Raw genomic sequence first — 23,489 nt, forward strand, 5'->3', positions numbered from 1 at the left:
GCAGCTCAGTCAGGCAGCGTGAACCAGGGGCGGCCGCTGGAGCCATGCCCGCAGGAAGCAGCATGGCCGGCCCGACAGACCGGCTCGCCGTCGAGGGTCAGCCAGGAAGAACCCTGCACCATGCTGGGCGACGGGCTATGTGGCGGTAGACCATGGCCGGCGACGGCATCGCCAATCAGCACAGCCGGCTGACCGTCCACGCTGAACCAGCCTTGCCCGCCACCCAGCTGGCTGCCGCCAGCCGCATCCAGGCCAACCACGGCAATGCCATAGCTCATGCCTGCACCCCCTCGAACTTGGGCGTGCGCAGCGTCACGCCGTCGCTACGCAACTCCAGCTCGGTGGCGCCCACTCGCAGCACGATGCGGCCATTCGGGGGGGCTTCGACCAGATACTGATGCGCCTGCCAGTCGTATTCGACCTTGGCGCCATCTGGCATCTGCTCCACAGTGGCATGCGGGCGCTGATCGGGCTGGGCGTGCTGGTTGGTGTTGAAGCCAGGCAGGATAAAACCGCCCTCGGGCAAACCGCTGGGGTTCAGCATCAAGACTTGCTCGCCCTTGCTGGGCGGCCGCCATCTGCGCACCTGGCCGGCGGCGAACGACGTCCAGGGCAACCAGGCCGACACCCAGCCACCAATCCGGACCCTGGCGCGGGCCGGTGGGCTATGGCGGACTTCCTCTATCGTGCCGGCCGCCAGCAGCACAGCCAGGCGGCGGTCGATTTCGTTGATGGCGTAGTTATCGGACATGCGGGCTTTCTCCCCAGTCATCGGGGGGTGATTCACCAGCCGGCCAATAGCGATCTGCGCGGCCAGTACCGGTTTCGGGGTAGATGCCGAGCAGCAGGGACAGACCGGTTTCGTCGGGATAGGGCCAGGTAACTTGGCCGAGATGAATCTCGTGGGTCCATTCGACCAACCAGACCAGATAACTATCGAGTTCGGGCTTCATGGCGTCCTCGCCCGCTTGCAGCAAGGTTGCCAAGCCTATCGGCAGACCCCAGTTCTCGCTTTGAATGGCGACGGCGATACGGGCCGCCAGTTCGCGCACCAGCAGATAGGCTTGGCGCTGGTTGGGATCAACGATGGCACGTGCCTGCAGATGCACGACCAAGGCGGTTTCGCCGGTGCCGGGGTCGGTACCGGCCTCGAATTCGGACAGCTCCAGGAACACCGCCGGGATATCGATACGCCGGCCGATATCGGGATAGGCTTCCACGGTCTTGGCTGCCGGTCCCAACTTGGCGCGCAGGCCGGCTACGATAGCCTCATGCAACTGGCCTAGATTATCGAGTGCCATGGCGTCCTATCCGGCCGAGGGCCTTGTGCAGTTCGTAGTTCACTTCCTGGCGCAGCACGACCAGCAAGCGGGCTTCCACCTGGGCGGCGACTTTCCGGAAAGCCGCCTCGCCAGGGTCATCCCAGTCGAGCTTGACCTCGGTAATCGGGTAACGCGCTTTGCCGGTGCGCTGGAACACCGGCCCGGTCGGCGCGCGCTGCGCCATGGTCCAGGCACCGGCAAAGCGATGCCTGCCGACTGAGACACCGCGCCGGGTTTGGCGAGACTTGCCGAGGCGATGGGCTTGCAAGGGATTGAGCCCCAGCCAGACCTTGCCGCTGTCGCGGGAGTGCAGGAAGAAGTAGAGCCGCTGGCGTAGTACTTTCTGCGGCACCCGGGTGTCCTGGGCGACCGTCTTGGCAACTTGGGCTTTGACCCAGGTCGAGGTCTTGCGCAGGGTGCGGCGCCAGGCGGCTTGCATGGCGGACGGTGGCAGTGCGTGCAGCAGATCGAAGAACTGGTGCGTGTCAAGTTCGACCTTTAACAAGCCGCTCATCAGACAGGCCGCAGGATCAAGGGCGTCCAGCCGGTGCCATCCGGTTCGATGCCGACGACTTCGTAAGCCAGCCCATCGACCACCACCGCCGCGCCCTTGGCGACTCCTACCGCATCGGCATCGCGTATCGATAACTGCGGCTCGACAATAGCGGTCTTCAGCCGACCGAACTGCGGTTGCAACCAGGAGGCGGCGAACATGCCGCGCACCGACCGACCATCGACCAGCGCTTTATCCCCCAGCACATCAAGCAGCACGCCATCCATGGCGCCACTCAGCTCGCGGAAATCGTCCATAGGCTTACTTGGTCAGCTTGATGACGGCACGGGGCCGGGTGCACAGGTGCAGCGGATTGGACTGCGCTTCCATGGCGATACCCTTGCCGAAGTCCATGGCTTCCTGCTTGGCGTAGTACGGCAGACCGGTCGTGTTCACCGTCTCCATATAGTCGGCCGGGGCGAAGCGGGTGATAAACAAGTCAGATACGCCAATGGGAACGGCATAAGCCTCGTCATCGCCGACAAAGCCGATGCCACCCAGGCGGCCTCGGTAGCGCTCGAAGGTCACCCCGCCGAACTCGAAGGCTTCGCGCGGATCGCCGCGCAGACTGGCCGCCATCTCGGTAGCGAGAAAGGTCTCGCGGTAGGACTTGTGCGTGATCAGCACATTCCAGAAATTCTTGCCACACTGCACGCGCACGCCGGAGAAGGTCAGGTTGCCCAGCGTGTCCTCGATCAGATCCTGCACCAGGCCGCACTTGAGGCGCAGATCGGTATCGGCCTTGCCCAGCTCGAAGGGCAGCACTTGTTGCTCGATGCCAAAGCGGTCGTACAGATCCAGTAGCACCGAGCTGCCATCGGCATCGAGCACCTGGCCCTTGACCGCGCCAATGCGGTGGAACTCATGGGTGGCATCCAGTTGGCGGCGCATCTTCTTCAAGCGCTTCTCCACCACGGCGCCGATGGCGGCCAGCTCGGTCATGCTGCCGAAAGCGCGCACGCCCTGGACTTCATCCGCCGTGATGCTGGCGGTTTGCGGCAGGTGGATCACGTTGAACGGAATCAGCGTGCGCTTGCTGCCATGCACGACCAGGCCAGGCTGGCCGCGTTGACCGGCCGGGACCAGGGACAGCGTTTCGCCGTCCTTCTCGATCTGCACCGTGGTGGTATTGATGCCTTCTTCGTCGAACAGGCCCAGATCGCCCAGCTTGCTGGGGATGGGTACTTGGTCGTTGATGGTGGCGGTCAGGGACGACACCGAGAAGGCGTCGTCTTGGAAAATAGTGAGTTCGGCCATGTGGCTCCAGAAAAAGAAAAACCCAGCGCGGGGCTGGGTCGAGTTCAACTTGTCCTAATCGGACATGTGGAGTTAACTACGATTTATCAGTAAAATTTCACACGAAGGCTCAAGACACATGAAAAATCAAAAATTGGATGAATCGGAGAAGAAAGTTTTAGAGCACCTCGTTCAGCTGGGATATGCCGAAGCAGACATAATCCATGAGCCCGATGGTAATACCACACCAGATTTTCTTATAAATGGCGAAATCGCCATCGAAGTTCGTCGCCTGAGTCAGATAGATTTAAAGTTAAAAAAAGGTCTAGAAGAATTAACCATTCCCAGAGTGCAGTCGATTGAAAAAATTCTCGCCAAGTTGGGATGCCCAGTGAAGGGGGAAAGTTGGTTCGTGCACCTGAACTTCACAGGCCGAATTAAATCAATGAAAACACTAAGGCCGAAAATAAAATCAGTCCTTGAAATATTCTCAAAAAATCCGATCAGAAAGAATGAATGCATTTACCTCAAGGAGGGGCTTGAACTTGAGGTACTCCGTTCAAGTGAAGTGCACGAAACAATGTTCATAGTTGGAGGATATGACTGCATACGATCTGGCGGTTGGTTGCTGGCAGATATGGAAGCATATATCCGCTATTGTGTTGATGAAAAATCAAAAAAAACCGCTCATGTTCGTAACAAGTACCCTCATTGGTGGCTTGCACTGGTTGATCACGTTGGCTACACGCTTGACGACGCAAGCCGTACCACACTCAAAAAGCAAACAATTCCGAGGGAAGGTTTTGAGAAAATCATTCTTATCAACCCCTTGGACTCCACAAAAGGATTTGAAATATAAAACCAATAACCTGAAGTGACAATGGCTTATGAAGCGTACCCGCTGCCATATAAATGGACATAAATTCCTCGGCTTTGCAGGCGATGTTCTCGATAAAAATAAACAGCTTTCGGCCTGGCGTCGTTAAAATAATCGCCTTCATTTTCATTAGCCAGCATGTAATCATAAAGAAAGGAAACACTCTTTCTCGCGATTCTTAGTTTCGGTATTTCCATAGTCTCTTCCAAATCCAAGTGAGCGACGAATTTGTCTCGATATGACTGCATGCCCTTAATATAATCTTCGAATTCATTACTTGTCAGCCCAATAGCACATAGTAGCGCATCATGGAATGCGACAGGGTCTGTGATAATTCCATGCCTCCCCCAGTATTGTTTCCCTCTTTTGTCACCAAAGAGCTTGCACCATTCGAGCACGCAGGTGTCGAGAAAGTTGTTATTAGCAGCGACCCAAAATGGATCTTTGAGCCGATCCTTGAATATTGGCCTTCCATTTCGATAGCCCGATTTATAAAAAGCCAAATTCAGAAGAAAGTGACAGCATAGAATTGCAACTCGACGGAGGCGTTTTTCACGTGTCATTGTAGAAACTCTCAATTCTTTCAGAAAATAGGGGCCACCGGAACGAGATTTGACGCAGTCATTTGCTGCTTCGAGAAGCAATCAACGCATTTCGAAACCTACAGTAAGGCAAGCTGATATAGCAAAAGTTCTACCGGACTATCAAATGGCGCACCTTCAAATCGGCCCGACCCGCCGCATCCAATCCAATGAGCCGCTCCGCAGACACCTCACACAGCCGGATATGCGCCACGGCGCGACGGGCTACCGTCGATTCAGGCAGTGGCGCATACAGAATGCCTACCGCCACTTCGCTGCCATCATTGGCCGCATTGTTGTAGGGCACATACTCCCCGCCGACGGTCTTGATGCCCAGCATCTGGCCAGCAGGCAGGAACGGACCAGCCGCCACCACAATCGCCTCCCTGGAAATCTGCCCTTCGCCTTCCGACAGCAGGTATTCACCGGTATGGTTACCTTCGACTTTGATGTTTCTCATTTCGCTTTTCCTTTGCTGGCGTCAGCCTGGAGCTTGCCCTTGCGAGCAGCATAGATTTCAGTGGAATTGGGCGAGCGGGCCTGGGGTGCATCGCTGGGCGGGGGCTCGCGGTTGTCGATCTCGCCGACGTCGGCGGCGACCAGCTTGTCGAACAGCCGCGCCCGTACCGCCTCGGCGCCCAGGCCGGCTGCCAGATAGTCGCCGGCCAGTTCCGGAAGCTTGGCGGTCAGGCACAGGGCCGCGACGGCTTCGATGCGGCCGACTTCAGCGGCGACAGTGGCCTCGTCCTTGAGGGCAGTGGACACGATCACTTTCTCGGCAAGCTGGGGGAACCCAGCCTTGATGCAGGCTTGGGTCAGGCGGGCCGCCAGGGCGGCAATGTATGGGACAGATTCCTGCGGAGACTTGGGTGCTGGTTCGTTTACCGGAGCGGCTGGCTGATCTTTCTCTACCAGTGCCTTCGGACGATTGCGATACTTGGCCAGCGTGGGCGATAGCGCCCGTGCCTTGACCGGTACGGTGCCGCTGATTTCATCGGCCAGGCCCAGGGCCACCGCCTCGATGGGGGACAGCCAGGTTTCCGCGTCCAGCATGGTTTTCAGAGTGGCCGCGTCCATCTTGGGCGCCTTGGCCCGGTAGGTTGCCATCAAGCCACCGGTCACCTTGTCGAGGACATCGGCGGTCTTGCGCAACTCCTCTGCGTCACCCGATGCCCAGGTCCACGGATTGTGGATCATCATCATAGTGTTCTCGGCCATCACCACCCGATGCGCACCACAGGCGATCACGCTGGCGGCACTGGCGGCCAAGCCGTCGATCCGCACGGTGCAGCGATCACCCAGGCGAGCCAGGGCATTGGAAATGGCGAAGCCATCGAACACGTCGCCGCCGTCACTATCGATGGCCACGGTAATCGCCGACTTGCCGTCGTCCAGCGCCTTCAGGTCGCGGATAAAATCCGCCGCACGCAGACCCCAGCCACCGATATCGTCGTAGATCATCACTTCGATAGGCTGGCCGGTCGTGTCGGACTTGGCCATGTTGTACCAGGGCTGGCTACTTTCACCGGTGCCGGCCTTGGCATAGATGCGCGTGGCACGCGCCAGAATTGGACTCATGCAGTTTCTTTCGTCGTTTTAGGTTGAATCACCGGGTCGGTGCTGTAGACCAGGCCCAGGCCTTGCGCCCGCTTGAGCGCTGCGGCGTTCTCGGCATCAATGGTTTCGGCGTCGTAGCCCAGGCTCAAGGCCACCTCGTCGCGTGATTTGAAACCGGCCTTGACCTCTTCCTGGCGGGTCTGCACGTCCTGTAGCGGATGCAGGTACTTCCAGGCTTGCGGTACCCAGCGGGTACGCAGATAGGCACGGCGTTGTGCCGGGTAATTGGGTAGCGGTGCGGCACCGGCCAGCACCGCCGCATCGAGCCAGGCGGCCCGCACCGGGCGGCACAGCTGGTGGACGTAGAGACCGAACTGGATCTGCTCAATGCGGCGCTGAAACTCGTTGAGCACCACACGAATCACCCGGTCGCTGACCCCACGCAGATCGCCGGTCAGCAACTCATAGGGCAAGCCCCGACCAGCGGCTACCGCCTGTAATTGCTGGCGGATGTAGTCGCCATAGTTGTTGCCGGCATCGGGTGGGGTGCTGAATTCCACTTCCTCGCCCGGCAGCAGCTCCTGCATGGTGCCCGGCTCCAGCCCCACCATCGGGGCGAAGTCGCCCGGCTGATCGAGCGGCAGGCCATCGGCACCCAGCGGCGGATCGTCGGGCGCCGGTTTGCGAATAAAGCCGGCAAACAGGTTGGCGACTTCCTGGCGGAACAGCACGGCATCCTCGAATTCATCCAGATGCTTGAGCCGCACTAGCACCGAGGCCAGCCCCGGCACGCCGCGCAACTGGCCGGCCCGCTGTACATCGCGGATATGCAGGACTTGATCGGCGGGAATACGGACCAAATCGTTGTAAGCGCTGGTGGGCGTAGCGCCTTCGCCAGGGTGGGCGCGGTACATCCAGTAGGCTGCCCGCTGGCCGATGGCATTGAACTCGATGCCGGCGCGGATCACATTGCCGTTTGCAGTTAGCTCGTGCTTGGTATGTGGCACGAACTCGGGTTCCAGCACCTGCAACTGCAGCGGTACCGCCAGCCCATCGCTGAGCTTGCGCGGTCGTAGCCGTACAAAGCACTCGCCAGCCACCTCGACCGTGCGACAGACCAGCGCCTGCTGGCCGTAGAAGTCGGTGGCACCATCGGCGTCGGACTCCTCGACCCAGTCATCCCACAATTCTTGCAGTAGTGCGCGTATGGTCGGGTCGGCATGCTTGGGCTTGGGGGCAATGCCGGTGCCGATGGTGTTGCTGACAATGCGGTCCACGCTGGAGCAGGCGTAGGGATCGTTGCGGTAGGCAGCACGTGAGCGGCTCCGAAGGCTAGCCAGGTTGCCCAACACCGAACTGGTCGGGCCGGCTTCACCGGGCTGCCAGTTGCGTGCCCGACGTCCTTCGCCGCCGGCTTCATAGCTGGCCAGGGCTTGCAGGCGGCCCGGTAGCAGAAAGCCCTGGCGGGCCAATTGCGGGTAGCGCTTCATTCGATCCCTTTGCCGGCGTGATAGAACAACACCTGCTTGGCACGACCAGGATGTGCCTGCTTGGTTAGCTCGGCCTTGATGGCATCGCGGGCGGCCTGCAGTTCCTTGAAGCTGCCGTATTCGACCTTGCGGTCAGCGAACTGCACCACGCGCACGCCCTTGGCAATGGCCCGCTCCAGCGTGTCGATATCGGCTTGGGTAAAGGCCATGGATTTCCTTTCAACGTTTCAAATAGCCGGACCGCACCGTGCGTCGGACCGGCAAACGATTCGCCCCACTCGGTGGTGGGGCGCGAGGTGCTTGGGCGGTGATTTCGGCTGGTCGGGCGGGTGGCGGTGAGGGTTGCGCGGCGGGTTCCGGTGCTTCATAGGCTGGCACAATGGTTCGCTTTGCCAACACCAGGCGCCGTTCGATCTTCAAGCCCTGGAGCGCGGCATAGGCGTAGGCCCGGCAGTCCAGTGCTTCATTGCGTGCGCCGGCCGGCTTCTCCCAAATACGAATCTCTTGACCGCGCTTGTCGGTCTTGGTGAGGCGCTTTTCGACGGTGGCCTGGGTAAACCAGTCTTCGTCGTAAGCCAGGGAGAAGTGGCAATAGCCTGCCTTGCCCTGCTCGGCGATCTTGAAGCGGGCATAGATAGCATCCTTGGCGGTATCCACCCCGATCATGTGCAGGGTATGGCCGCGATACTTCTTCGACTTGCTGTGCCGCTTGGGCCACACCGGTCGGGCACCGCCCTGGCCCTTGATTGCCCAGATATTGCGGGCACTGCGCGGGGTACAGAATTCGTACACTTGCTGCACCGAATGGCCACCCGAGTCGATACAGGTTGCCATGACCCGCAGCGTGCGACCGTCTTCGGTTTGGCAACGCACGGTCGCCAGCAATTCATCCAGGCGTTGCCAGACATCCGGCTCGACGGTGGGGCCATGCAACACGATGGGCTCAATGCCCCAGGACTCTTCACCGATGCCCCAGCCGACCAGTTCGACTTCCAAGCGGTCGGGGTGGGTATCGACACCAGCCGTCACCACCAGCACGTCGGCTGGCAGGGTCTGGGCATCATAGCTTTCACGCCGCTTCGCCAGACCATCGGCATCGGCTTGCTCGCCCGCTTCCTCGTAGGGTTCGCCCATCGAGGTGTTCCACCACGTCTTCAGCTCCTCGGGATTGCCCTGGGCACTGAGGTATTCGGTGACGACTTCGGCGAACAAGCGCCAAGGCGAATACAGTTCGTTCAGGTGAAAGCCGGCAATACGGCTGGTCGGGTTGCCGGCGATCCACTGACCGCTTGCCAGCATGGCCGGCTTGTCAGCATCGGTGATGACGCAGCCGTTTTGCGGGCAGACCATGCACGCTAGCTCTGGCTGGGCCGGGTCGAACAGCACATTGGCCCAGCGAAGCGTGTGCATATGGCTGCATTGCGGGCAAGGCACGTGATAGCGGCGCTGGTCCGAGCGCAGCCAGGCCCGCTCGATACGGCTCCTGCCCTTGATGCCGGGCGTACTGAACATCCCGATCTTTTTGCGGGAGCGGAAAGTAATCGTGCGCTTGCGGCCCAGGTTGACCGGGTCGCCTTCGGTACCGGCCGAGTCCGGGTAGCGGTCCACTTCGTCGAACAGCACGATGCGGATGGGGCGGCTTGCCAGGCCGGCCGGCGCATTGGCGCCGATCAGCGTGATATGGCCGCCGGGGAAGTTCTTCTTGAGGATGGTATTGCCGCTGTCGCGGCTCTTCGCTTCCAGCACCTTGCCGCGCAGGGCCGGCGTGTCCCGGATCATTGGGGCCAAACGGTCCTTGGAAAATACCTCGGCCATTTCGACAGTCGGTTGCACGACCAGAATCGGCGACGGGTCTTCCGCGATAAAGCAGCCAATGACGGCTTTGAAAATCAGCGTCTTGCCGACTTGGGAGGAAGCCATTACGGCGACTTCTTCGATGCCCTCCGCATGAAAGGCATCCATGATGCCGCGCTGATAAGGAGCGCGGTCCGTGCGAAACTTGCCGGCCTCGGCGCTATCCTCGGGCGAGAGATACAGCGCTTCGTCAGCCCACTGGCTGACCGTGATCCGCCTCGGCGGCGCCCACACCTTCGAGGCTAGGCGCAAGGCTTGTTGCAGGTTCGGGATCATCGGCGGGCTTCCAGTCGGCTAGCTCGGCGAGGGCTTCGTCTACCGCTTCGGTGAGGATTCGCTCGGCTTCCTTGGCGGTTCGGGCTTTGAGTAAGGATGGTGCCAGCCGGCCTGGCAGATTGAGTAGCTGGGACTTGGCGGCGGAGATCATTTCCGTCCAGGCTTGCACTGCATCGGCAGCCCGAATCAGTACGCCATCAGCCAAGGCGTTCTCGCGCTCGACCTTGATGGCCTGGGCACGGGTTAAGCGGGTCTTCTCGCTATTGAGGTCGCCCACATCACCATTGAGCTGGCCGTTCACATGGCGGATGTAGCCGGTCACACAGGCGACGAGTTCGTATTGCCCACGCGCGGCGGGCTTGGGGAGGATGTGCTCTTTGACCAACTGCTGGACCCGACGCGGGGTCATATCCAGCAGCTTGGCGAGGGTATCGACGGAAACTGTGGGAATGGGACTCCAAACGCTTCAAAACGAAACGGTTTGATGGGTAAATTCGTTTGGGCTGAACGCCACTGGAGCGGCTAGCGCAACTGGGGAATCTGCTGAAAGCCTTATGCCACAAGGCTTTGTGCGGAGCCGTGGGAGAGGGTCTGCACAACTAGGCCGATAGGAAACGAAACCGACGAAAAACTTGGTAACTAGCTGGATCGCGCGGGTATGCCGACCCGCACTGGGGAGAGATTGCGAGGGACCCCGACGCATCTGCAATAAAGCGCATGTTCTTCGTGCTTATGCGGACTAGACATCTCTGTTGGGCTTCCGTCACCTGCTGTTGGGATGATCGCAATCTCTCCTCCGCAATCATCCTTAGCGTCTATGTAGAGTGACAGTTCGTCAACCAAAGCAGTTACATCCGACAGATCGGAAATCTTCTCCGCACTGTAAAATAGCCAATTATGAGCTATAAAACCAGGATAGCTCAAAACCCATTAGAGTACTTTAGGTTTAAAATTCAGCATCGACCACGCGGAATACTTGCTTTACACAAGCCTTAATTCGGCACAGCTACAGTATTATCAAGCAGGAGGCATTTTGAAAAACCACATAATAACCAATTTAAAAACCATAATCTCGTCTGTGGTCATGCTACTGCTTGGAATATTGCTTCTCGTAATTAGCGAAGTTATAATATTCCCCGCTGACTACACTTGGATTAAGCCCGTCGTATCAAATCTCGGAGGGCTTCTTGTGGCTACCTTATCTATAGCGCTAATGTGGGAGCTTTTCTCCAAAAGATCATTTCTCAACGAAATACTAGAAAAAACTGGGCTGGCAGATGAGATAAAACTTTCTGGCCTCATTGGAATTTCGACCAATCCGGTAAAAGGTCCAGATTTCTCTAAACTAATTAAAAGTGCGGAGCGACTGGATATCTTTGTTTGCTACGCCAACACATGGCGAGCAACACACGAAGAGGATCTGAAATTTCTGGCTAAGAAGAAAGGCTGTCGCATACGTCTAATTATTCCCAACCCAGACAATGCCGAAATAATGAAAGATCTTACCCGCAGGTTCGATGCGCCTAGTGAACAGCAAATGTCGGAAAGAATAAAAAGTGCAATAAGTGAATACAAATCACTCTTCGCCGCAGTAAATAACTCAACATTAGATTTTAGCATATGGATACATGATGAAAACCCTGTCACAAGTTTTTATAGATTTGATCGAATTGCAGTGCTAACCCTTTATAAACATGCAAGAGGACGCGGGAATGTACCAACCTTGATTTCGGACAGAGATGGCTCTCTGTATAATTATGTTGAGTCGGAGATTGATGCAATGATAAAGGGGGGAATGACAAACCGGCATTGGCAAAAAAAATATATCCATAGTTTTTCATCCAGCTGGCCAATCTTAGGCTATACATTTCGCTTTACTCTCGCCTTCGTGGACTCAGTCTATCAGATATTTGCAACATCCCTCCTTGGAAAACCTGCTCCCTAGGCCATCGTTGTTAAGCTCGGATCACCGGATAGGTCCAGCCCAACGTCGATGGATGGTTCACTATCCACAATATGACATGCGAACTAGGGAACCGACGCCAAAAGTTCTTGTGCCATACGGAAGATATCTCTGTCCTGCTCTATCCCGATAAAACTGCATCCTGCCTCCTGCGCAGCGACACCGGTTGAGCCCGAGCCCATAAACGCATCCAGTACCACATGGCCCGGCCGGGTCGAAGTGGTCATGATATGCCGCATCAAATCGAGCGGCTTCTCGCATGGGTGCTTGCCCTTACGCGGTTTCGCAGGCGGAAATTGCCACACATCGGTGTTCGGCACGTCTGGTGTGATGCGAAAGCTACGGCGCAGCGTCTCGTACTCCTGCTTAAGGGTTTCATACTCCTTCCGCAGAAATTGATAGTCGGCTTTCAGGTAGGCGTATTCCTTGGTCAAACTGGAGTAGGTACGGTCCAGCACACCTGTATGTTGTCGGTTGAATAGTTCCCGCAGCCACAGATAGGCCGCTTGGGTCGGTAGCGCCCATTGGGAACGACCGAACCAATGTGAACTCATGCCGCCCTTTGCTGTATTCCCTCGCTATTGCCGCCATTCGGCATCAATAGCGGCGGGCGACCAGCTAGCCTTTTGGCGTTCACCGTCCAGATAGGCACGTAGCGGCTCGAAAATGGTGCTGCGCAGCTGATTGCATTTTGCCGAGTAGCCATCGGGGCTGCGTGTGATCTGCTCAGCAGCATAATTTTCGGCAAAGATAATATGCTCGGTCTGCGGCATAAATGCGCGTTGTGTTGCGCGACATTGACGCAAAAAGATGCCGGTCGGTTTGGCCCAGACAATATGGTTGAGTACTCGAAGGCGCTGGGCGATCAGCAACTCCACGCGTGCAGCCATTTGCGGTGAGGCAAACAGGTAGAGCGAGCCATTCGGCTTAAGCAGGCGGGCGAACTGGTCTAATACTTGGCCCATCCACACGGCAAAGTCGTCGGCGGTTTTCCATTGTCGGTCCCAGCTGTCGGACTTGACCTTGTAGTAGGGTGGATCGGTGATGATGGCATCGACGCTGTTGTCGGGCATGGCGGCCATCACGGCCAAGCAGTCACCCTGATAGAGAGATAGCCTTGCGGATTCGCCTTGATCCGCCAGCCATTGGGCTATATCGCCAGTATTCGCATTGCCTTGCTGGTTAGTATGCAGTCCTTCCATGGGCTTGCGTCTCTTCGACGCTCGTCTGGCGTTCCTGCACGGTGCTCGGGGCACTCAAGTGATTGAGGGTATTGCAGCGGGGGCACTTGATGTTCAAGCGGATATAGCTGCCTTCGGCCAGCTTACGGTTGCACTGACCACATCGGTTTTCTTGCATTGCGCGTCCTATTTTTGTCGTGCTAGGCTCGCCACCCTTCGCGAGGGGGAGAGGCCTTGGCTAAGACCGCAGTAGGGTTGCGCTTTGAAGTGGTCGGCATCGTGTTACAGCACGGCGCCGCTCGCCTCTTCTCATACCCTGAGGACGGAAACGAAAAAGCCCGCGCAGCGTGAACTGAGCGGGCCTAGGCGCACCTTCCTTCGGAAAGTAGCAAAACTATACGCGTTTTGTACGGAATTGGAAAGTACCATTTAACATCACCACCCCCATCGTAAACGATCATAAAGAGCTGCAAGCTTTCTGAAGTTACTAGCATAAGGTGATGTTGCGTGATCCAGCTTCTCTTCGTTGTCCAAAAGAAATTTTTTAAGCTCATCTAAATCTATATCTACTTTTGAGAGAAAAGGAATAAAGCAAGCGGCTTGGGCTGCAGTACAGCTAGATATGATTTCAGCCATAGCCTGGTTACCTCTTTTCAAAAATGCACGCTTACACGATTTTATTTTAAAGTCGTCCAGTTCGCGATTTACCCATTTATCAAGTCCAAGCTGTTTTTGTTGATATTGACTTGCATCGCAAATGCCAATTTCACGCAAATACTTAAAGACGGGAATATTTTTCGTGTGTTTCCCTGCGCTTTTAATTACATTGGCAATTATCATTTCTGCATCATATTTTTTGTTTTCATGCAGCAAGTCGTCTATCAAATCTTTCGTTTCAATTACTTCGTAACCAACTTTTCCAATATCCGGCATGGTATACGAAGTTACGCCAACCCCCACCAGAAACTCAACATCTTCTTTTTGCTCTATTTCATCCAGATCCACGACGCTTAATTTTTTCTCAGGCTCAAGTGACTTTACAAGTTCATAGAGTTGCTCTTTACAATAACGAAGTATTCTGGCGGGAATTTTACGTTTTACGGCATTTAATGCCCTGTATACTTCCGAGAAATCATTGGTCGCCACCAAAATCAATGGAATCTGGACGCCATCAATTGTAATATAGGTGTCAGAAATTCCGCTTTCCGCACCTTCTTTAACTCTCTGGACAAATATTAAATTCTTCCGCAATTTCTCCAGATTATCCTTCCCAACGCAAAGGGAGATTGCTCGTAATAAATCCGATACATTCTCATCGGAAATTGAGTATCCAATAAAGACCACCGGATGCTCCACGAACACCGTAATTAGTTTAGCAGCTAGATATGGGTTTTTCTTGTTAAACTCCAGGTAGTCATCCGACGTTAGAACTAATGACTCAGGCTTGGTGGCGCACCCATGTATTTTATAAATCTCCCCAATTTCCTGTGGGGTTGAAAATAAAAGCTCATTTTGACCAACATACACCCTGTAATCTGGGAAAAGTTGCTCCAGAAATACATCCCAATTCGTGGTTATTACACCATCCACATTCAAACCGGAAAGCAACTCTATCTCTTCAATCCAACTGGATTTATTTACATCAAGATCACTAAGTGGCATTAAATAATTACATATTTCAATACGTAAGGCTGAAGTCGAGTGCGATATTCCCCCTTTGTACTGCTCGACACTTTTTTTGTATTCATTTGCACTCCACCAATAGTCATTGAATTCTTTGGTAAGTATTTTTGCTGCTTTCGGCAGGCTTCCATCAGCACTAGCCAAATAGTATTCGATTGGTTTTCCTGTCACGCAGAATCTTGAAAGAAGGTCTTTCCAATCTTCCAGACCAAGATAGCGCCTGGAAAAACCCGACCCTACAAATAAGAACGGGCCTGCTGCCCGCGTTTTTAAAATCTCTGTAAGCCTTGCCTCAACCATTGGTCATCCCTCAGTGTCCATAAAATTAATTAGTAGGTCTCTTACCTGGGCGCGACATAAGCATAGCAGCCGATTAGAAACAATCAAGTACGCACATCCCTTTGAATTTTTATTCACTTTTCAGCTGCATACAAAATCCACCTTACTCTGGAAAGGATAGGAGATGCCCTGCGCCCTGATCTCCCATCCTGCCATCTCCACAACAGCGTTTATGCCCTTTTTCGACAGCACGGCAGGGTATTTTTCCCCGCCTGTACTGTTAGGCTGAGCACTCGATTGTGTCTTCAACTATTTCCGGCGTAAATCGTTCGAGCAACTGCTCCATCGCTTTGTTCTCCAATTCCACTACTCGCCCACGTACCCGCTTGTAGATATCCGCAAAGGTTGTATGCGCCATCCCCAGCTTGGCGGCCACCTCGCGATAGCTGCCTTCCACTACCCGACGATCCGACACTCGCGCGACGATCAGGTCTATCGTGTCGCGGTTGTAGCGGCCGAACACCGGTGCCAGGTACTCCGATAGCGCCCGGATTGCCTCGTAGCGAACCGGCGAGAATAGGAAGCGGCGTTTGCCGTTTTCCTCGACGCGTTCGGCGGGCTCATAGCGGGCCACGATGGCGCAACGCTCTGCCCAGGGCAGATGATCGTCGACCATCTGGCGAATCATGGCGCATTGGGCGCGGACTTCAATGCGGTCCAGGCCACTGAAGTCCACCGAGGTATTCGTCGCACCGGGTTCTTCCCAGATACCCAGATCCATCATGATGCGTCGCAGTGCCTTGGTCATGGCGCTTTCGGCCCCGATCTCGTAGGCCTGGATGGTGTAGGCGAAATGGAGTGCTTGCGGCACGCTCTTAAAAATTGCCATTAGCGGCCCCCCTTACGTTGTCCATACAGTTCAGTAGCGATATTGCTCAGGTGCAGGCGATCCCAGTCGTCGCGGACGTCATCCAATCGCACCACCAGCACGCCTTGCTTGTGCCAGGCAGCAGCGCGCAGTTGCTTCAGCTCGGCATCGCCGGCCGGACCAGTCGCGGCATGGTTAGCCAGGCTGCTACGGACAGCCTTGTGTGGAGTCATCATGCTGCCTCCACTTCCAGCGCCTGGATGGAGACGGCCACACCGGGCAGTTCGCCATAGCGCTTCTGTTTGCACACGTCGACCACTTGCATGTCATCGCGCCAGGCCACACCGTTCAAGCCGTCAAAGATCGCCTTCTCGACATTGTCGATATCGGGCTTGGTGGTCGGCAGCACGCGACCAGCGAGGGCATGCTCGCGGCGGCGCTTGGACCAGGAACGCGGTACCGAGACGGTGATGCGCATAGTCACGGCGACGGCACCCTCAAGAGGCGCAGCACCTTCCATTGCTTGTGCGGCGCTATGCGCGACCAAGCCCTCGTAAGCGACGGTCTTCTCCGGCGTCTTGATGCCGGCCTTTTTGCCCCAGCGCACGATACGACCGCGGCCCTTGCCTTGCGGCTCGCCGGGCACGGTAAAACTCAGTGTCTTTAGTTCCATATTGCTTTCTGTAGTTATCGGGTTCATGCCCATTGCGGTCCCATTTTCGGGAGGCTGACCGCATAGCCAGTTTCAGTGAAGGCGCCGCACCGGGCTGCCCAGGCAGTCGGGTTGGGCGGGCCAGTGAGGGTGCCAGGCCTGTATGGCGTGCCATCCGCTTTGCGCACCCGGCCACGCAGGATGGCGCCGCAGTTGGCGAAGACCGATAGCTCGGCGCAGCGTCGGCAGTCCGGGCTCATCCGGCCACCTTGACCAGACCGAGCGCCACCCAACGGCGAAGGGTGCGGCTTTGCGCACGGCGCAGATACCAGTCCTTCTCGCCAGGTGCGAAGGCATGCCGTACCCGGCCGTCGATTGCGTCATGGCATTCCCAGCACCCGAACGCGGCGCTGATGTCGTCCGCCTTCAGCCCCATGCCATGGCTTTCATCCGGCAGATGGCACAACACCACGGTGTCGGTCCGCCCCTGGCAGACACCTGCAATCTGGAAGGTGCAGTCTTCGCCTTGGGCACTGCCGCGCAGCTTCTTGCTGTGGATGCTCATCGCTCGGATTCCTCCATCCAGGCCGGCGCGGACCAACGCACATTGCGTTCCGACCCGAAGGCGTACATCAACTCGAACATATCGCTGAACCAGCGCTTCGACTGCCTCCGCGTGGAGACGCCCAGGACGACAAAGCCGCCGCCCTCCAGGGCCGGCACGACGCGTTGTTTTTCCAGGGCCGCCGAAAAGACGTGCTTCCACTCCTCGGCAGTCAGCCACTGGCCGTACCACTCAACTTGGCGAGCAATATCGGCCAACATCGCCCACATCTTTTCGTTTTGCTCGCTGCTGCGGGCGTCACCGGCCTCTACCCGCAGGCGGGCCACCACGCCAGCATCGACCAGTCCCTTCACCTGTTGCCACACCCGCAGCATGATCGGGCGCAGGGCAGCTTCTGTCGGTACGCGGTATGCCATGCGATCGCTCATGCGAAGCCCCCCTTACGTGCGGCTGGCTTGGGTTGCGCCGGTGCGCTCCAGCCCGGCGCCAGATTGCGGAAGCGGCTGTAATGACCTTCGAACACCGCCCGCACCCACTTGCCCGACTCGCCCATGCGCTGCTTCGCGATACCGATTTCCGCCACTCCCTTGTAGGGCGAGTCCGGCTGGTAGTACTCATCGCGATAGGCGAACAGGATTGTGTCGGCGTCCTGCTCGATGGAACCGGACTCGCGCAGATCGGCCATCTGCGGATGCTTGTCCATGCGCTCTTCCACCTTGCGCGACAGCTGGGATAGCGCGATCACCGGGCATTGCATCTCCTTGGCCAGGGCCTTGAGGCCACCGCTGATCTTGGTGATTTCGTTGACGCGGTTTTCCGCGTTGGGGTGCTGCATCAATTGCAGGTAGTCCACCACGATCAGCCCTAGGCCGCCGTTCTTGCGACGCAACTTGCGGCACTTGGCGCGCACCTGGGCGACCGTCAACGCCGGCCGGAAATCGACCTCCAGCTTCAGCGTGTCGATCTTGCCCAGGGCGGCGACCATGCAGTGCTGCTCATCCTCGGTCAGGTCGGCACGCATCAAACCTCCCAGGTTCACGCTGCCGAGGCTGGCGATCTGACGCATGCCTAGTTGTTCGCGGCCCATCTCCATGCTGAAGACCACAACCGGGGCACGTTCGGCCAGGCGCTCCGCAATATTCATCGCCAGTACGGTCTTACCCATGCCCGGCCGACCCGCCAGGATCACCAGATCGCCAGCACGGAAGCCACCACCGAGCACGTCGTCCAGTTCGTTCAAACCGGTCTGCACGCCACGGGGTTTGTCGCCGGCCTCCAGAATTGCCTGGATTTCCATTACGGCACTGTGGGCGATCTGAGGGGCGGTCAGGGTGTCGGCATCGCTAGCGTCGGTATCCGCCAGCGATTCGATCTGTGCCGCCACGCTTTGCAGCACTTCGGTCGGCGAATGCTCCCAGTCGCCCGCTTCCAGCCGCTCAACCAGCGAGGACGCGGCCGAGATGCCACCGCGCATCATGGCCTTCTCGACGATGATCTCGGCGTAGCGCTTCACGTTGGCCGAGCCCACCGAGTTGCGCACCAGCGAGGAAAACCAGGCCAGGCCGCCCAGCTCATCCAGCTCGCCGCGCCGCTCCAACACTTCCGCTACGGTCACCACATCGATGGGGCGGTTGTCGTGGAACAGGCCCAGCATGACCGAGTAGACCAAGGCACATTCCGGCAGGAAGAAATGGCGTGGCAACAGCTGGTCGGCAATGCGGTCCAGGGCGTAGCTGTCGATCAGCAGACCAGCAATCAAGGCCTGTTCGCTGTGCTCGCTGTACAGCACCGGCAGTGGGGGAAAGGTCATGTCGCTCATTCGCCCACCCCATGCACCGCAGCCGCTTGCTTGCCGGCGGTTGTCAGGTACTTCTCGCCTAGCTGGTTTTCCGCCCACAGTCGGTACCAGTCGGAACGCACACACAGCCGGAAGGCGGCTCGCCAGTCCTTGTAGGTCTTCACGCCATCCATGTGGCGGTCACGGAACTCGCACCAGCACAGTCGCAGGTAGTCCACCGGGATCTGCGCTTTGCTGGCGTAGTCGAACACCGGGTCGCCCTCAGGGATCGGCATCTCACCGGCAGCCTTGGTCGCTTCCAGCCAGGCACGCATCGTCTGCTCGGTCCGCTTTTGCCGTGGCGCTTTTTTGGCCTGGGGGACTACAGGGGGTTCTTCTTGTCTTTTGGAGTTGTCTATTGTGGGGGGGAATTCACCACGAATAGACGTGGGAATTTCACACGAACGTGGGGATTTCTGGATAGAACGTGGCGATTCCCCACGAACGAGATTCCAGCCCGATATATCAAGGTTTGGCGCGATTTCGGTACCAATCGCACGACGTTGGCCGCGCACGATCAAACCCATGGATTCCAGGGTCATCAGAGCACGCCGAACGTCGCCTTCGTCCATGGCGACCATCTCGGCCAACTGGGTGGTGGCGATGAAATCCGAAGCCTTGTTGTAGCCCACGGTCTTGCGCAGGATGGCGCGGAATACCCGCTCCTGCTGCTTGCTCAAAGGCGAGCGCAACAGGGCATCCTCGACCGCAGTCGGGATGGCGACAAAGCTATGCTGAATGCGAGTCTCCTGCACCGGCACAACGGCCTGGGAAGCGCGGTAATCGACCAGACGAACGACGCTGCTCATCGTGCGATCCTTTCGGCCCAAAACGCAGCCATGCGCTGACGCTGTTCAGGCGAGCGCGCCCGGATTTCGCCCAGGAAGCAGCTTTGTACGCGGCGAGCGGCCACGATATCGCCAGCGGTGTAGGCGGCTGCCATCAAAGCCTGGAAGCGCTGGATACGACGTTCACGCAGCCAGTCGGCAATGCGCTGGTGCAATTTCTTCAGTTGTTTCATAATTCCCTTCGTTCTTTGCCTGAACACCAAGCCCCGCACCCGGCGCGCCAACGCCTGCGGGGCTTTTCACTTTGCCCCTGCTCATTCAGCGGGGATCGACTCTTGCTGTACTTTCCACCACGCTCTTAGGACATCTGGGCGGAGGCGAGCGATTCGGCCGATGGCTGCGTCCGGAAGGGCTTCCGGCCAGCTGTTCACAGTTGATTTCACCGTATCAAGAGCCCGTGCTACGGCGGTTTGCGTCCCAAATTGTGAAATGACAAATGATCGTTTCATGACTATCACCTTTGTGTTGTGAACATATAGTACATATTTGTGTACATATTCACAACACCAATCTTCGTACCACTTTGTACGAAAGATGCGTAATAATACGAATATGCGTACTCTCTCCGAACGATTGCTCTACGCCATTGAACAAGCTGGCGTTACTCAGGCCGACCTCGCACGCCATCTCGGCGTGCCTCGGTCGACGGTAAACCAATGGTTCAGTGGCCGATCCAAAAACCTGTCTGCAATGTATGGCGCTCGCGCAGCGGCGTACTTGGGGGTAGATCCGCTGTGGCTGGCATCTGGAGAAGAGCGCATATCACCTCCGGGCCCAGGGAACATCGTCACTGAGCTACGTCCCACCCGTGTGTACGACGAAGGTGACCCATTAGATGATGATGAAGTAGAAGTAGGGAGATTGACCTTGACGTTACACGCCGGTACGAGCCGGCTCCAATGGGAAATAGATACAAGCGAAACACTCCGATATAGTCGTAGTTGGTGCAGTCGGAAGGGTTTCGAGCCGAGCAAACTAGCCACTATCCTTGCGGACGGCGACAGCATGTCCCCCGAGGTAAAAGACGGGGCCACGGTCACCGTCAATACTGATGATGTCAAACCACGAAGCGGCTATGTCTACGCCGTCGATTACCAAGGCGCGTTCTACTTCAAACGGCTATTCGTCGAGCCGGATGGGGCGATTCGAGCCAGTTCCGACAATCCAGATAAAGTCCGACATCCGGATTGGGTGATAAAGCGAGAGAATGCAGACGCGCTATCGGTCATAGGTAGAGCCGTACAGGTACAAAACGACATGTAATTGAGCTTGACGGGCAGTGTCCAACATCCGGGACACGACAGGCTCTTTGACGAATTCTCCGGGGGCCATCTGTAAATGGCCTCGCATATTTACCCCGTCGTAGCAGTCTTCTCCCAGTCCTCCCGCATCCCTCCCGCATCCCTCCCGCATCCCTCCCGCAGTCCTCGCCGCAGTCCTCGCCGCAGTCCTCGCCGCAGCCTTCCCGCGACATCTCCCCCCTCCCAGAAGTTCACAATTTCTAACTCTCTGGCGTACATTTTTATTGACTGCGTAGTTCTCATTAACGTACAGTCTTGTTCACACCACGGCACATAAACCGTACAGCTCTTTACACAACTCAGCAGGAAACAACGCCACGGTCCTAAACCGATGCGATGCACAGCCGGAAGCGCCCGAGCGGGCCGGCTAGCAGATGGGTATCACGCCCTTAGCGCAGAAGAGGTAGCAGAGATGTGGAAAGCGCCAGCCGGTGGCGCGAGATCACCGGACGCGTTGCCCAGCCACCGAAAGGCTGAGGGTGCCGCGCTTCACACGATAAGCGCACAAGCGAGTCAATCAGCCCCTTGTGGACTGGTTGGCTGTCTTGTTTGATGGAAGTCCCTCCACCATGGCACATGGGGCGCCTCACCAGGCGGGAGTAACGCGATGCAGCCGCGAATGTGCTTAAGCTGCTGACCACCCGGAAAGTCGGGTGCCTTCAAGCCCAGGAACTGGGCTGCCAGGTCCGGTCGGAAGCCTTGTGTGGCAGTAAATGCTGGCCAGTTCCCGGCCTTGAGTGCAGGCGCAGGTGATTGTTGACCGCCGTGCCGACAGTACTTGACCGGAGCGATGGAGGCCGCCGACCGGTCGGAAGCGGACACCGTCCAGCTCGGCTTGACCGGCAGCCTTTGACCTAAAGCAGTCGGTCAGCACTGTTCACCGTGGTACCTGGTCTTCGGCCTCTGCTGACGTTACCCATAACCGCTTAGGCCGAGCACCAGTCACTCAGTGCAGCCGGGTTAAAGTGTCTGCTCTTGGCCGAATTCGGCTGTTCGCAGCACAGACCAAGTTCTAGAGTGTCGATGCTGATCGCAGCAACGCAAGAATCTTGGCTTCGTGCTCCGCATTGATCACTGACACTTGTTTGCGTGGCAAATCCTGTTCGGCACGAGCCCATTCGTAAGTCTCACGGATCGTCTCTGACAGCGGACGGAAGCGAAGGCCTGCACCGACCGCCCGTGCGTTGCTTGCACGCTGGAACCCACCGAAGTCAGGGTCAGCTCCCGGTAGCCAGAGCGGCAGGCCGATCCAAGGCTGCACGCCCGCATCTAGTAGGATGCGGTCATCGCACCAGTGGAAGTGAGCGGTCGAGCCTGTGACGCGGCGGCATTCCTTGAGCAACTGCTCCATTGATACAGTTGGGGCCACTGCATTGAATATCCCGCAGTGCCGTAGCTCGCACAAGCTCAATACCCACGCGGCGAGGTCACGCACATCGATGTACTGCATCCGACTCGACGGTTCGCCTGGTGCGAGAACCTCGCCGCCACGTGCGACCCGAAGCGGCCAGTAGGTGAAGCGCCCGGTGGGGTCGTGAGGCCCAACGATCAGCGCAGGTCGCACCACCGTTTGTTGAGTCAGAGGCCACGATGACATCAGCGCGTCTTCGGCGCGCGCCTTGTTGGCACCATAGCCAACCTCGCCCTGCTGGCTTGGCGCGGATTCGTCATAGTCTCGTCCAGAGGGAAACGATGCATACGCCGAAATGCTTGAGATGTAGACCCAGTGTGCCCCCGAAGAAGCTCTCCTTAGTACCGCAGCCGTGCGCTTCATCTGTGCTGCGTTGTAGCCGCTGGTATCCACCACGCCATCAAATACGTGTTCCGCGAGCGCAGATATGTCCGTATTGCGGTCGCCGCGCAGCCGCTCGATCTCAGGATGTGAGGCGAAAAGAGTGGGCTCGCACGCGCCACGGTCGAGTATCGTGGTGCAGTAGCCGCGAGCGAGTGCCTCTTGAATCACGTGTCGGCCGAGAAAGCCTGTGCCGCCCAATACCAATATGCGCATACTCATTACGTCTGTTCGCTCCAAAGATCACACAGCCTTTGATGCGGCAATGCTGTATGGATCAGCTGGTTTACTGAGGGCAGAATATCAACTTGAAGTGGTGACTACCAGCCCAGCTTGACCGAAGCGGTCCGCGCACACAGGCGCGGGTGTCAGTTACACCGGAATACCCACTTGAGGGCCAACCCTCACCCCTTCCACCTCGGACGCCTGGTAACGCAGGCGCTCTTCGCCGCTCGCTGCGTTTGCAGTGCGCGGCGATTTTTTTGGAGTCCCTCCTTGCTGTCATTTACCCGATTCGTCCTGTACCGGGGCGTTGAACTGGAAGTTACCTACGACTACACACCACCCGAAGCACGCAGTGCCTCTTATCCCGGCTGCGCCGAGGAATACATAGCCACGCGAGCCATGGCTGGCGACGTCAATGTCCTGCCGCTGCTGAATGAGGAACAGATCCTCGAAATTGAACAGGTGCTAGGCCAGCGCGAGGACGATTACTGCTGGCGGATGGCTGCATAAGCGCCAGGCCTGAACCAAGCTGGTACAGCCGTTGCACGG

At 57.4% G+C, this 23,489-nt stretch carries 30 protein-coding genes; 4 read left to right on the forward strand and 26 right to left on the reverse strand.

What is annotated here, in order from left to right:
• Positions 1-5 precede the first annotated feature (5 nt).
• The 6 genes from FNU76_RS00420 to FNU76_RS00445 are packed head-to-tail and all read right to left on the reverse strand — an operon-like array spanning position 6 to position 3,132.
• On the reverse strand, positions 6-278 hold the full coding sequence (locus tag FNU76_RS00420; protein WP_143855855.1) for a PAAR domain-containing protein: 273 nt from the start codon (positions 276-278) through the stop codon (positions 6-8).
• Complete coding sequence (locus tag FNU76_RS00425; RefSeq protein WP_179958285.1) at positions 275-751, reverse strand: phage baseplate assembly protein V; 477 nt, start codon at positions 749-751, stop codon at positions 275-277. Before FNU76_RS00425 ends, FNU76_RS00420 begins: the two co-directional genes overlap by 4 nt.
• Entirely contained in the window at positions 741-1,301 is a 561-nt protein-coding gene (locus FNU76_RS00430) for a hypothetical protein (RefSeq protein ID WP_143855857.1), read from the reverse strand. Before FNU76_RS00430 ends, FNU76_RS00425 begins: the two co-directional genes overlap by 11 nt.
• The gene (locus FNU76_RS00435) at positions 1,288-1,836 is read right to left on the reverse strand and encodes a phage tail protein (protein WP_143855858.1); all 549 of its coding nucleotides are present in this window, start codon (positions 1,834-1,836) and stop codon (positions 1,288-1,290) included. Before FNU76_RS00435 ends, FNU76_RS00430 begins: the two co-directional genes overlap by 14 nt.
• Complete coding sequence (locus tag FNU76_RS00440; RefSeq protein WP_143855859.1) at positions 1,836-2,132, reverse strand: head-tail joining protein; 297 nt, start codon at positions 2,130-2,132, stop codon at positions 1,836-1,838. The genes FNU76_RS00435 and FNU76_RS00440 overlap by 1 nt, the downstream gene beginning before the upstream one ends.
• 4 nt (positions 2,133-2,136) lie before the next feature.
• Positions 2,137-3,132: a major capsid protein gene (locus FNU76_RS00445; RefSeq protein WP_143855860.1), complete on the reverse strand. Its 996-nt coding sequence runs from the start codon at positions 3,130-3,132 to the stop codon at positions 2,137-2,139.
• 118 nt (positions 3,133-3,250) lie between these two features.
• On the opposite strand from FNU76_RS00445, the gene FNU76_RS00450 reads away from it, so the two are divergent.
• Positions 3,251-3,970, forward strand: a complete 720-nt coding sequence (locus FNU76_RS00450) for a hypothetical protein (RefSeq protein WP_143855861.1) — start codon at positions 3,251-3,253, stop codon at positions 3,968-3,970.
• Between the two features lie 26 nt (positions 3,971-3,996).
• Here the strand turns inward: FNU76_RS00450 and FNU76_RS00455 are convergent, their stop codons facing one another.
• Genes FNU76_RS00455 through FNU76_RS00485 form a run of 7 tightly spaced genes read right to left on the reverse strand, consistent with a single transcriptional unit; the run spans position 3,997 to position 10,155 of the window.
• Positions 3,997-4,632, reverse strand: coding sequence for a hypothetical protein (locus tag FNU76_RS00455; protein WP_143855862.1), 636 nt, complete (start codon positions 4,630-4,632; stop codon positions 3,997-3,999).
• 49 nt (positions 4,633-4,681) lie between these two features.
• The gene (locus FNU76_RS00460) at positions 4,682-5,029 is read right to left on the reverse strand and encodes a head decoration protein (RefSeq protein WP_143855863.1); all 348 of its coding nucleotides are present in this window, start codon (positions 5,027-5,029) and stop codon (positions 4,682-4,684) included.
• A complete protein-coding gene (locus tag FNU76_RS00465) occupies positions 5,026-6,147 on the reverse strand; it encodes a head maturation protease, ClpP-related (RefSeq protein WP_143855864.1) in 1,122 nt (373 codons plus the stop codon). Before FNU76_RS00465 ends, FNU76_RS00460 begins: the two co-directional genes overlap by 4 nt.
• The gene (locus FNU76_RS00470; protein ID WP_143855865.1) at positions 6,144-7,616 is read right to left on the reverse strand and encodes a phage portal protein; all 1,473 of its coding nucleotides are present in this window, start codon (positions 7,614-7,616) and stop codon (positions 6,144-6,146) included. Before FNU76_RS00470 ends, FNU76_RS00465 begins: the two co-directional genes overlap by 4 nt.
• The gene (locus tag FNU76_RS00475; protein ID WP_143855866.1) at positions 7,613-7,825 is read right to left on the reverse strand and encodes a phage head-tail joining protein; all 213 of its coding nucleotides are present in this window, start codon (positions 7,823-7,825) and stop codon (positions 7,613-7,615) included. Before FNU76_RS00475 ends, FNU76_RS00470 begins: the two co-directional genes overlap by 4 nt.
• Positions 7,826-7,835: 10 nt before the next feature.
• The gene (locus FNU76_RS00480; RefSeq protein WP_143855867.1) at positions 7,836-9,746 is read right to left on the reverse strand and encodes a phage terminase large subunit family protein; all 1,911 of its coding nucleotides are present in this window, start codon (positions 9,744-9,746) and stop codon (positions 7,836-7,838) included.
• A complete protein-coding gene (locus FNU76_RS00485; protein WP_143855868.1) occupies positions 9,661-10,155 on the reverse strand; it encodes a hypothetical protein in 495 nt (164 codons plus the stop codon). Before FNU76_RS00485 ends, FNU76_RS00480 begins: the two co-directional genes overlap by 86 nt.
• Positions 10,156-10,779: 624 nt before the next feature.
• Between FNU76_RS00485 and FNU76_RS00490 the strand changes: the two genes are divergently transcribed.
• A complete protein-coding gene (locus FNU76_RS00490) occupies positions 10,780-11,691 on the forward strand; it encodes a hypothetical protein (protein WP_143855869.1) in 912 nt (303 codons plus the stop codon).
• 83 nt (positions 11,692-11,774) lie between these two features.
• Here the strand turns inward: FNU76_RS00490 and FNU76_RS00495 are convergent, their stop codons facing one another.
• The 12 genes from FNU76_RS00495 to FNU76_RS00550 form a co-directional block, all read right to left on the reverse strand.
• Positions 11,775-12,263 (reverse strand): DNA methyltransferase, encoded by a 489-nt coding sequence (locus tag FNU76_RS00495; RefSeq protein ID WP_143855870.1) that lies wholly within the window; start codon positions 12,261-12,263, stop codon positions 11,775-11,777.
• 24 nt (positions 12,264-12,287) lie between these two features.
• On the reverse strand, positions 12,288-12,911 hold the full coding sequence (locus FNU76_RS00500) for a DNA-methyltransferase (protein ID WP_143855871.1): 624 nt from the start codon (positions 12,909-12,911) through the stop codon (positions 12,288-12,290).
• The gene (locus tag FNU76_RS00505) at positions 12,892-13,068 is read right to left on the reverse strand and encodes a Com family DNA-binding transcriptional regulator (protein ID WP_143855872.1); all 177 of its coding nucleotides are present in this window, start codon (positions 13,066-13,068) and stop codon (positions 12,892-12,894) included. The genes FNU76_RS00500 and FNU76_RS00505 overlap by 20 nt, the downstream gene beginning before the upstream one ends.
• A gap of 257 nt (positions 13,069-13,325) precedes the next feature.
• Positions 13,326-14,873: an SIR2 family protein gene (locus tag FNU76_RS00510; RefSeq protein WP_143855873.1), complete on the reverse strand. Its 1,548-nt coding sequence runs from the start codon at positions 14,871-14,873 to the stop codon at positions 13,326-13,328.
• 259 nt (positions 14,874-15,132) lie between these two features.
• The gene (locus FNU76_RS00515) at positions 15,133-15,741 is read right to left on the reverse strand and encodes a hypothetical protein (RefSeq protein ID WP_143855874.1); all 609 of its coding nucleotides are present in this window, start codon (positions 15,739-15,741) and stop codon (positions 15,133-15,135) included.
• A complete protein-coding gene (locus FNU76_RS00520) occupies positions 15,741-15,956 on the reverse strand; it encodes a hypothetical protein (protein ID WP_143855875.1) in 216 nt (71 codons plus the stop codon). Before FNU76_RS00520 ends, FNU76_RS00515 begins: the two co-directional genes overlap by 1 nt.
• A complete protein-coding gene (locus FNU76_RS00525; RefSeq protein WP_143855876.1) occupies positions 15,953-16,393 on the reverse strand; it encodes a RusA family crossover junction endodeoxyribonuclease in 441 nt (146 codons plus the stop codon). The genes FNU76_RS00520 and FNU76_RS00525 overlap by 4 nt, the downstream gene beginning before the upstream one ends.
• A gap of 235 nt (positions 16,394-16,628) precedes the next feature.
• On the reverse strand, positions 16,629-16,937 hold the full coding sequence (locus FNU76_RS00530) for a nuclease domain-containing protein (RefSeq protein WP_143855877.1): 309 nt from the start codon (positions 16,935-16,937) through the stop codon (positions 16,629-16,631).
• A complete protein-coding gene (locus FNU76_RS00535) occupies positions 16,934-17,365 on the reverse strand; it encodes a recombination protein NinB (protein WP_223879173.1) in 432 nt (143 codons plus the stop codon). Before FNU76_RS00535 ends, FNU76_RS00530 begins: the two co-directional genes overlap by 4 nt.
• On the reverse strand, positions 17,362-18,747 hold the full coding sequence (gene dnaB, locus FNU76_RS00540; protein ID WP_179958286.1) for a replicative DNA helicase: 1,386 nt from the start codon (positions 18,745-18,747) through the stop codon (positions 17,362-17,364). Before dnaB ends, FNU76_RS00535 begins: the two co-directional genes overlap by 4 nt.
• Positions 18,748-18,752: 5 nt before the next feature.
• Complete coding sequence (locus tag FNU76_RS00545; protein WP_143855879.1) at positions 18,753-19,583, reverse strand: replication protein; 831 nt, start codon at positions 19,581-19,583, stop codon at positions 18,753-18,755.
• Positions 19,580-19,795 carry a hypothetical protein gene (locus tag FNU76_RS00550; protein ID WP_143855880.1) on the reverse strand — a complete coding sequence of 72 codons (216 nt, stop codon included), beginning with the start codon at positions 19,793-19,795 and terminating at the stop codon, positions 19,580-19,582. Before FNU76_RS00550 ends, FNU76_RS00545 begins: the two co-directional genes overlap by 4 nt.
• Positions 19,796-20,174: 379 nt before the next feature.
• Here FNU76_RS00550 and FNU76_RS00555 point away from each other — a divergent pair, with 379 nt between their 5' ends.
• Entirely contained in the window at positions 20,175-20,885 is a 711-nt protein-coding gene (locus tag FNU76_RS00555) for a LexA family transcriptional regulator (protein ID WP_179958287.1), read from the forward strand.
• Positions 20,886-21,935: 1,050 nt separating this feature from the next.
• Here the strand turns inward: FNU76_RS00555 and FNU76_RS00560 are convergent.
• Entirely contained in the window at positions 21,936-22,937 is a 1,002-nt protein-coding gene (locus FNU76_RS00560) for an NAD-dependent epimerase/dehydratase family protein (protein ID WP_143855882.1), read from the reverse strand.
• 273 nt (positions 22,938-23,210) lie between these two features.
• Between FNU76_RS00560 and FNU76_RS00565 the strand changes: the two genes are divergently transcribed.
• The gene (locus FNU76_RS00565) at positions 23,211-23,450 is read left to right on the forward strand and encodes a hypothetical protein (RefSeq protein ID WP_143855883.1); all 240 of its coding nucleotides are present in this window, start codon (positions 23,211-23,213) and stop codon (positions 23,448-23,450) included.
• Positions 23,451-23,489 lie beyond the last annotated feature (39 nt).

The sequence above is a fragment of the Chitinimonas arctica genome (assembly GCF_007431345.1).
Lineage (GTDB): Bacteria > Pseudomonadota > Gammaproteobacteria > Burkholderiales > Chitinimonadaceae > Chitinimonas > Chitinimonas arctica.

Coding starts and splice junctions, on each gene's coding strand:
- FNU76_RS00475 (WP_143855866.1), bottom strand. CDS start 7,825: ATGGCCTTTACCCAAGCCGATATCGACACGCTGGAGCGGGCCATTGCC.
- FNU76_RS00425 (WP_179958285.1), bottom strand. CDS start 751: ATGTCCGATAACTACGCCATCAACGAAATCGACCGCCGCCTGGCTGTG.
- FNU76_RS00505 (WP_143855872.1), bottom strand. CDS start 13,068: ATGCAAGAAAACCGATGTGGTCAGTGCAACCGTAAGCTGGCCGAAGGC.
- dnaB (WP_179958286.1), bottom strand. CDS start 18,747: ATGACCTTTCCCCCACTGCCGGTGCTGTACAGCGAGCACAGCGAACAG.
- FNU76_RS00430 (WP_143855857.1), bottom strand. CDS start 1,301: ATGGCACTCGATAATCTAGGCCAGTTGCATGAGGCTATCGTAGCCGGC.
- FNU76_RS00465 (WP_143855864.1), bottom strand. CDS start 6,147: ATGAGTCCAATTCTGGCGCGTGCCACGCGCATCTATGCCAAGGCCGGC.
- FNU76_RS00510 (WP_143855873.1), bottom strand. CDS start 14,873: ATGGTTGAGGCAAGGCTTACAGAGATTTTAAAAACGCGGGCAGCAGGC.
- FNU76_RS00480 (WP_143855867.1), bottom strand. CDS start 9,746: ATGATCCCGAACCTGCAACAAGCCTTGCGCCTAGCCTCGAAGGTGTGG.
- FNU76_RS00550 (WP_143855880.1), bottom strand. CDS start 19,795: ATGAAACAACTGAAGAAATTGCACCAGCGCATTGCCGACTGGCTGCGT.
- FNU76_RS00485 (WP_143855868.1), bottom strand. CDS start 10,155: ATGACCCCGCGTCGGGTCCAGCAGTTGGTCAAAGAGCACATCCTCCCC.
- FNU76_RS00535 (WP_223879173.1), bottom strand. CDS start 17,365: ATGAGCGATCGCATGGCATACCGCGTACCGACAGAAGCTGCCCTGCGC.
- FNU76_RS00450 (WP_143855861.1), top strand. CDS start 3,251: ATGAAAAATCAAAAATTGGATGAATCGGAGAAGAAAGTTTTAGAGCAC.
- FNU76_RS00445 (WP_143855860.1), bottom strand. CDS start 3,132: ATGGCCGAACTCACTATTTTCCAAGACGACGCCTTCTCGGTGTCGTCC.
- FNU76_RS00500 (WP_143855871.1), bottom strand. CDS start 12,911: ATGGAAGGACTGCATACTAACCAGCAAGGCAATGCGAATACTGGCGAT.
- FNU76_RS00555 (WP_179958287.1), top strand. CDS start 20,175: ATGCGTACTCTCTCCGAACGATTGCTCTACGCCATTGAACAAGCTGGC.
- FNU76_RS00515 (WP_143855874.1), bottom strand. CDS start 15,741: ATGGCAATTTTTAAGAGCGTGCCGCAAGCACTCCATTTCGCCTACACC.
- FNU76_RS00470 (WP_143855865.1), bottom strand. CDS start 7,616: ATGAAGCGCTACCCGCAATTGGCCCGCCAGGGCTTTCTGCTACCGGGC.
- FNU76_RS00495 (WP_143855870.1), bottom strand. CDS start 12,263: ATGAGTTCACATTGGTTCGGTCGTTCCCAATGGGCGCTACCGACCCAA.
- FNU76_RS00460 (WP_143855863.1), bottom strand. CDS start 5,029: ATGAGAAACATCAAAGTCGAAGGTAACCATACCGGTGAATACCTGCTG.
- FNU76_RS00435 (WP_143855858.1), bottom strand. CDS start 1,836: ATGAGCGGCTTGTTAAAGGTCGAACTTGACACGCACCAGTTCTTCGAT.
- FNU76_RS00525 (WP_143855876.1), bottom strand. CDS start 16,393: ATGGAACTAAAGACACTGAGTTTTACCGTGCCCGGCGAGCCGCAAGGC.
- FNU76_RS00420 (WP_143855855.1), bottom strand. CDS start 278: ATGAGCTATGGCATTGCCGTGGTTGGCCTGGATGCGGCTGGCGGCAGC.
- FNU76_RS00560 (WP_143855882.1), bottom strand. CDS start 22,937: ATGAGTATGCGCATATTGGTATTGGGCGGCACAGGCTTTCTCGGCCGA.
- FNU76_RS00440 (WP_143855859.1), bottom strand. CDS start 2,132: ATGGACGATTTCCGCGAGCTGAGTGGCGCCATGGATGGCGTGCTGCTT.
- FNU76_RS00530 (WP_143855877.1), bottom strand. CDS start 16,937: ATGAGCATCCACAGCAAGAAGCTGCGCGGCAGTGCCCAAGGCGAAGAC.
- FNU76_RS00545 (WP_143855879.1), bottom strand. CDS start 19,583: ATGAGCAGCGTCGTTCGTCTGGTCGATTACCGCGCTTCCCAGGCCGTT.
- FNU76_RS00520 (WP_143855875.1), bottom strand. CDS start 15,956: ATGATGACTCCACACAAGGCTGTCCGTAGCAGCCTGGCTAACCATGCC.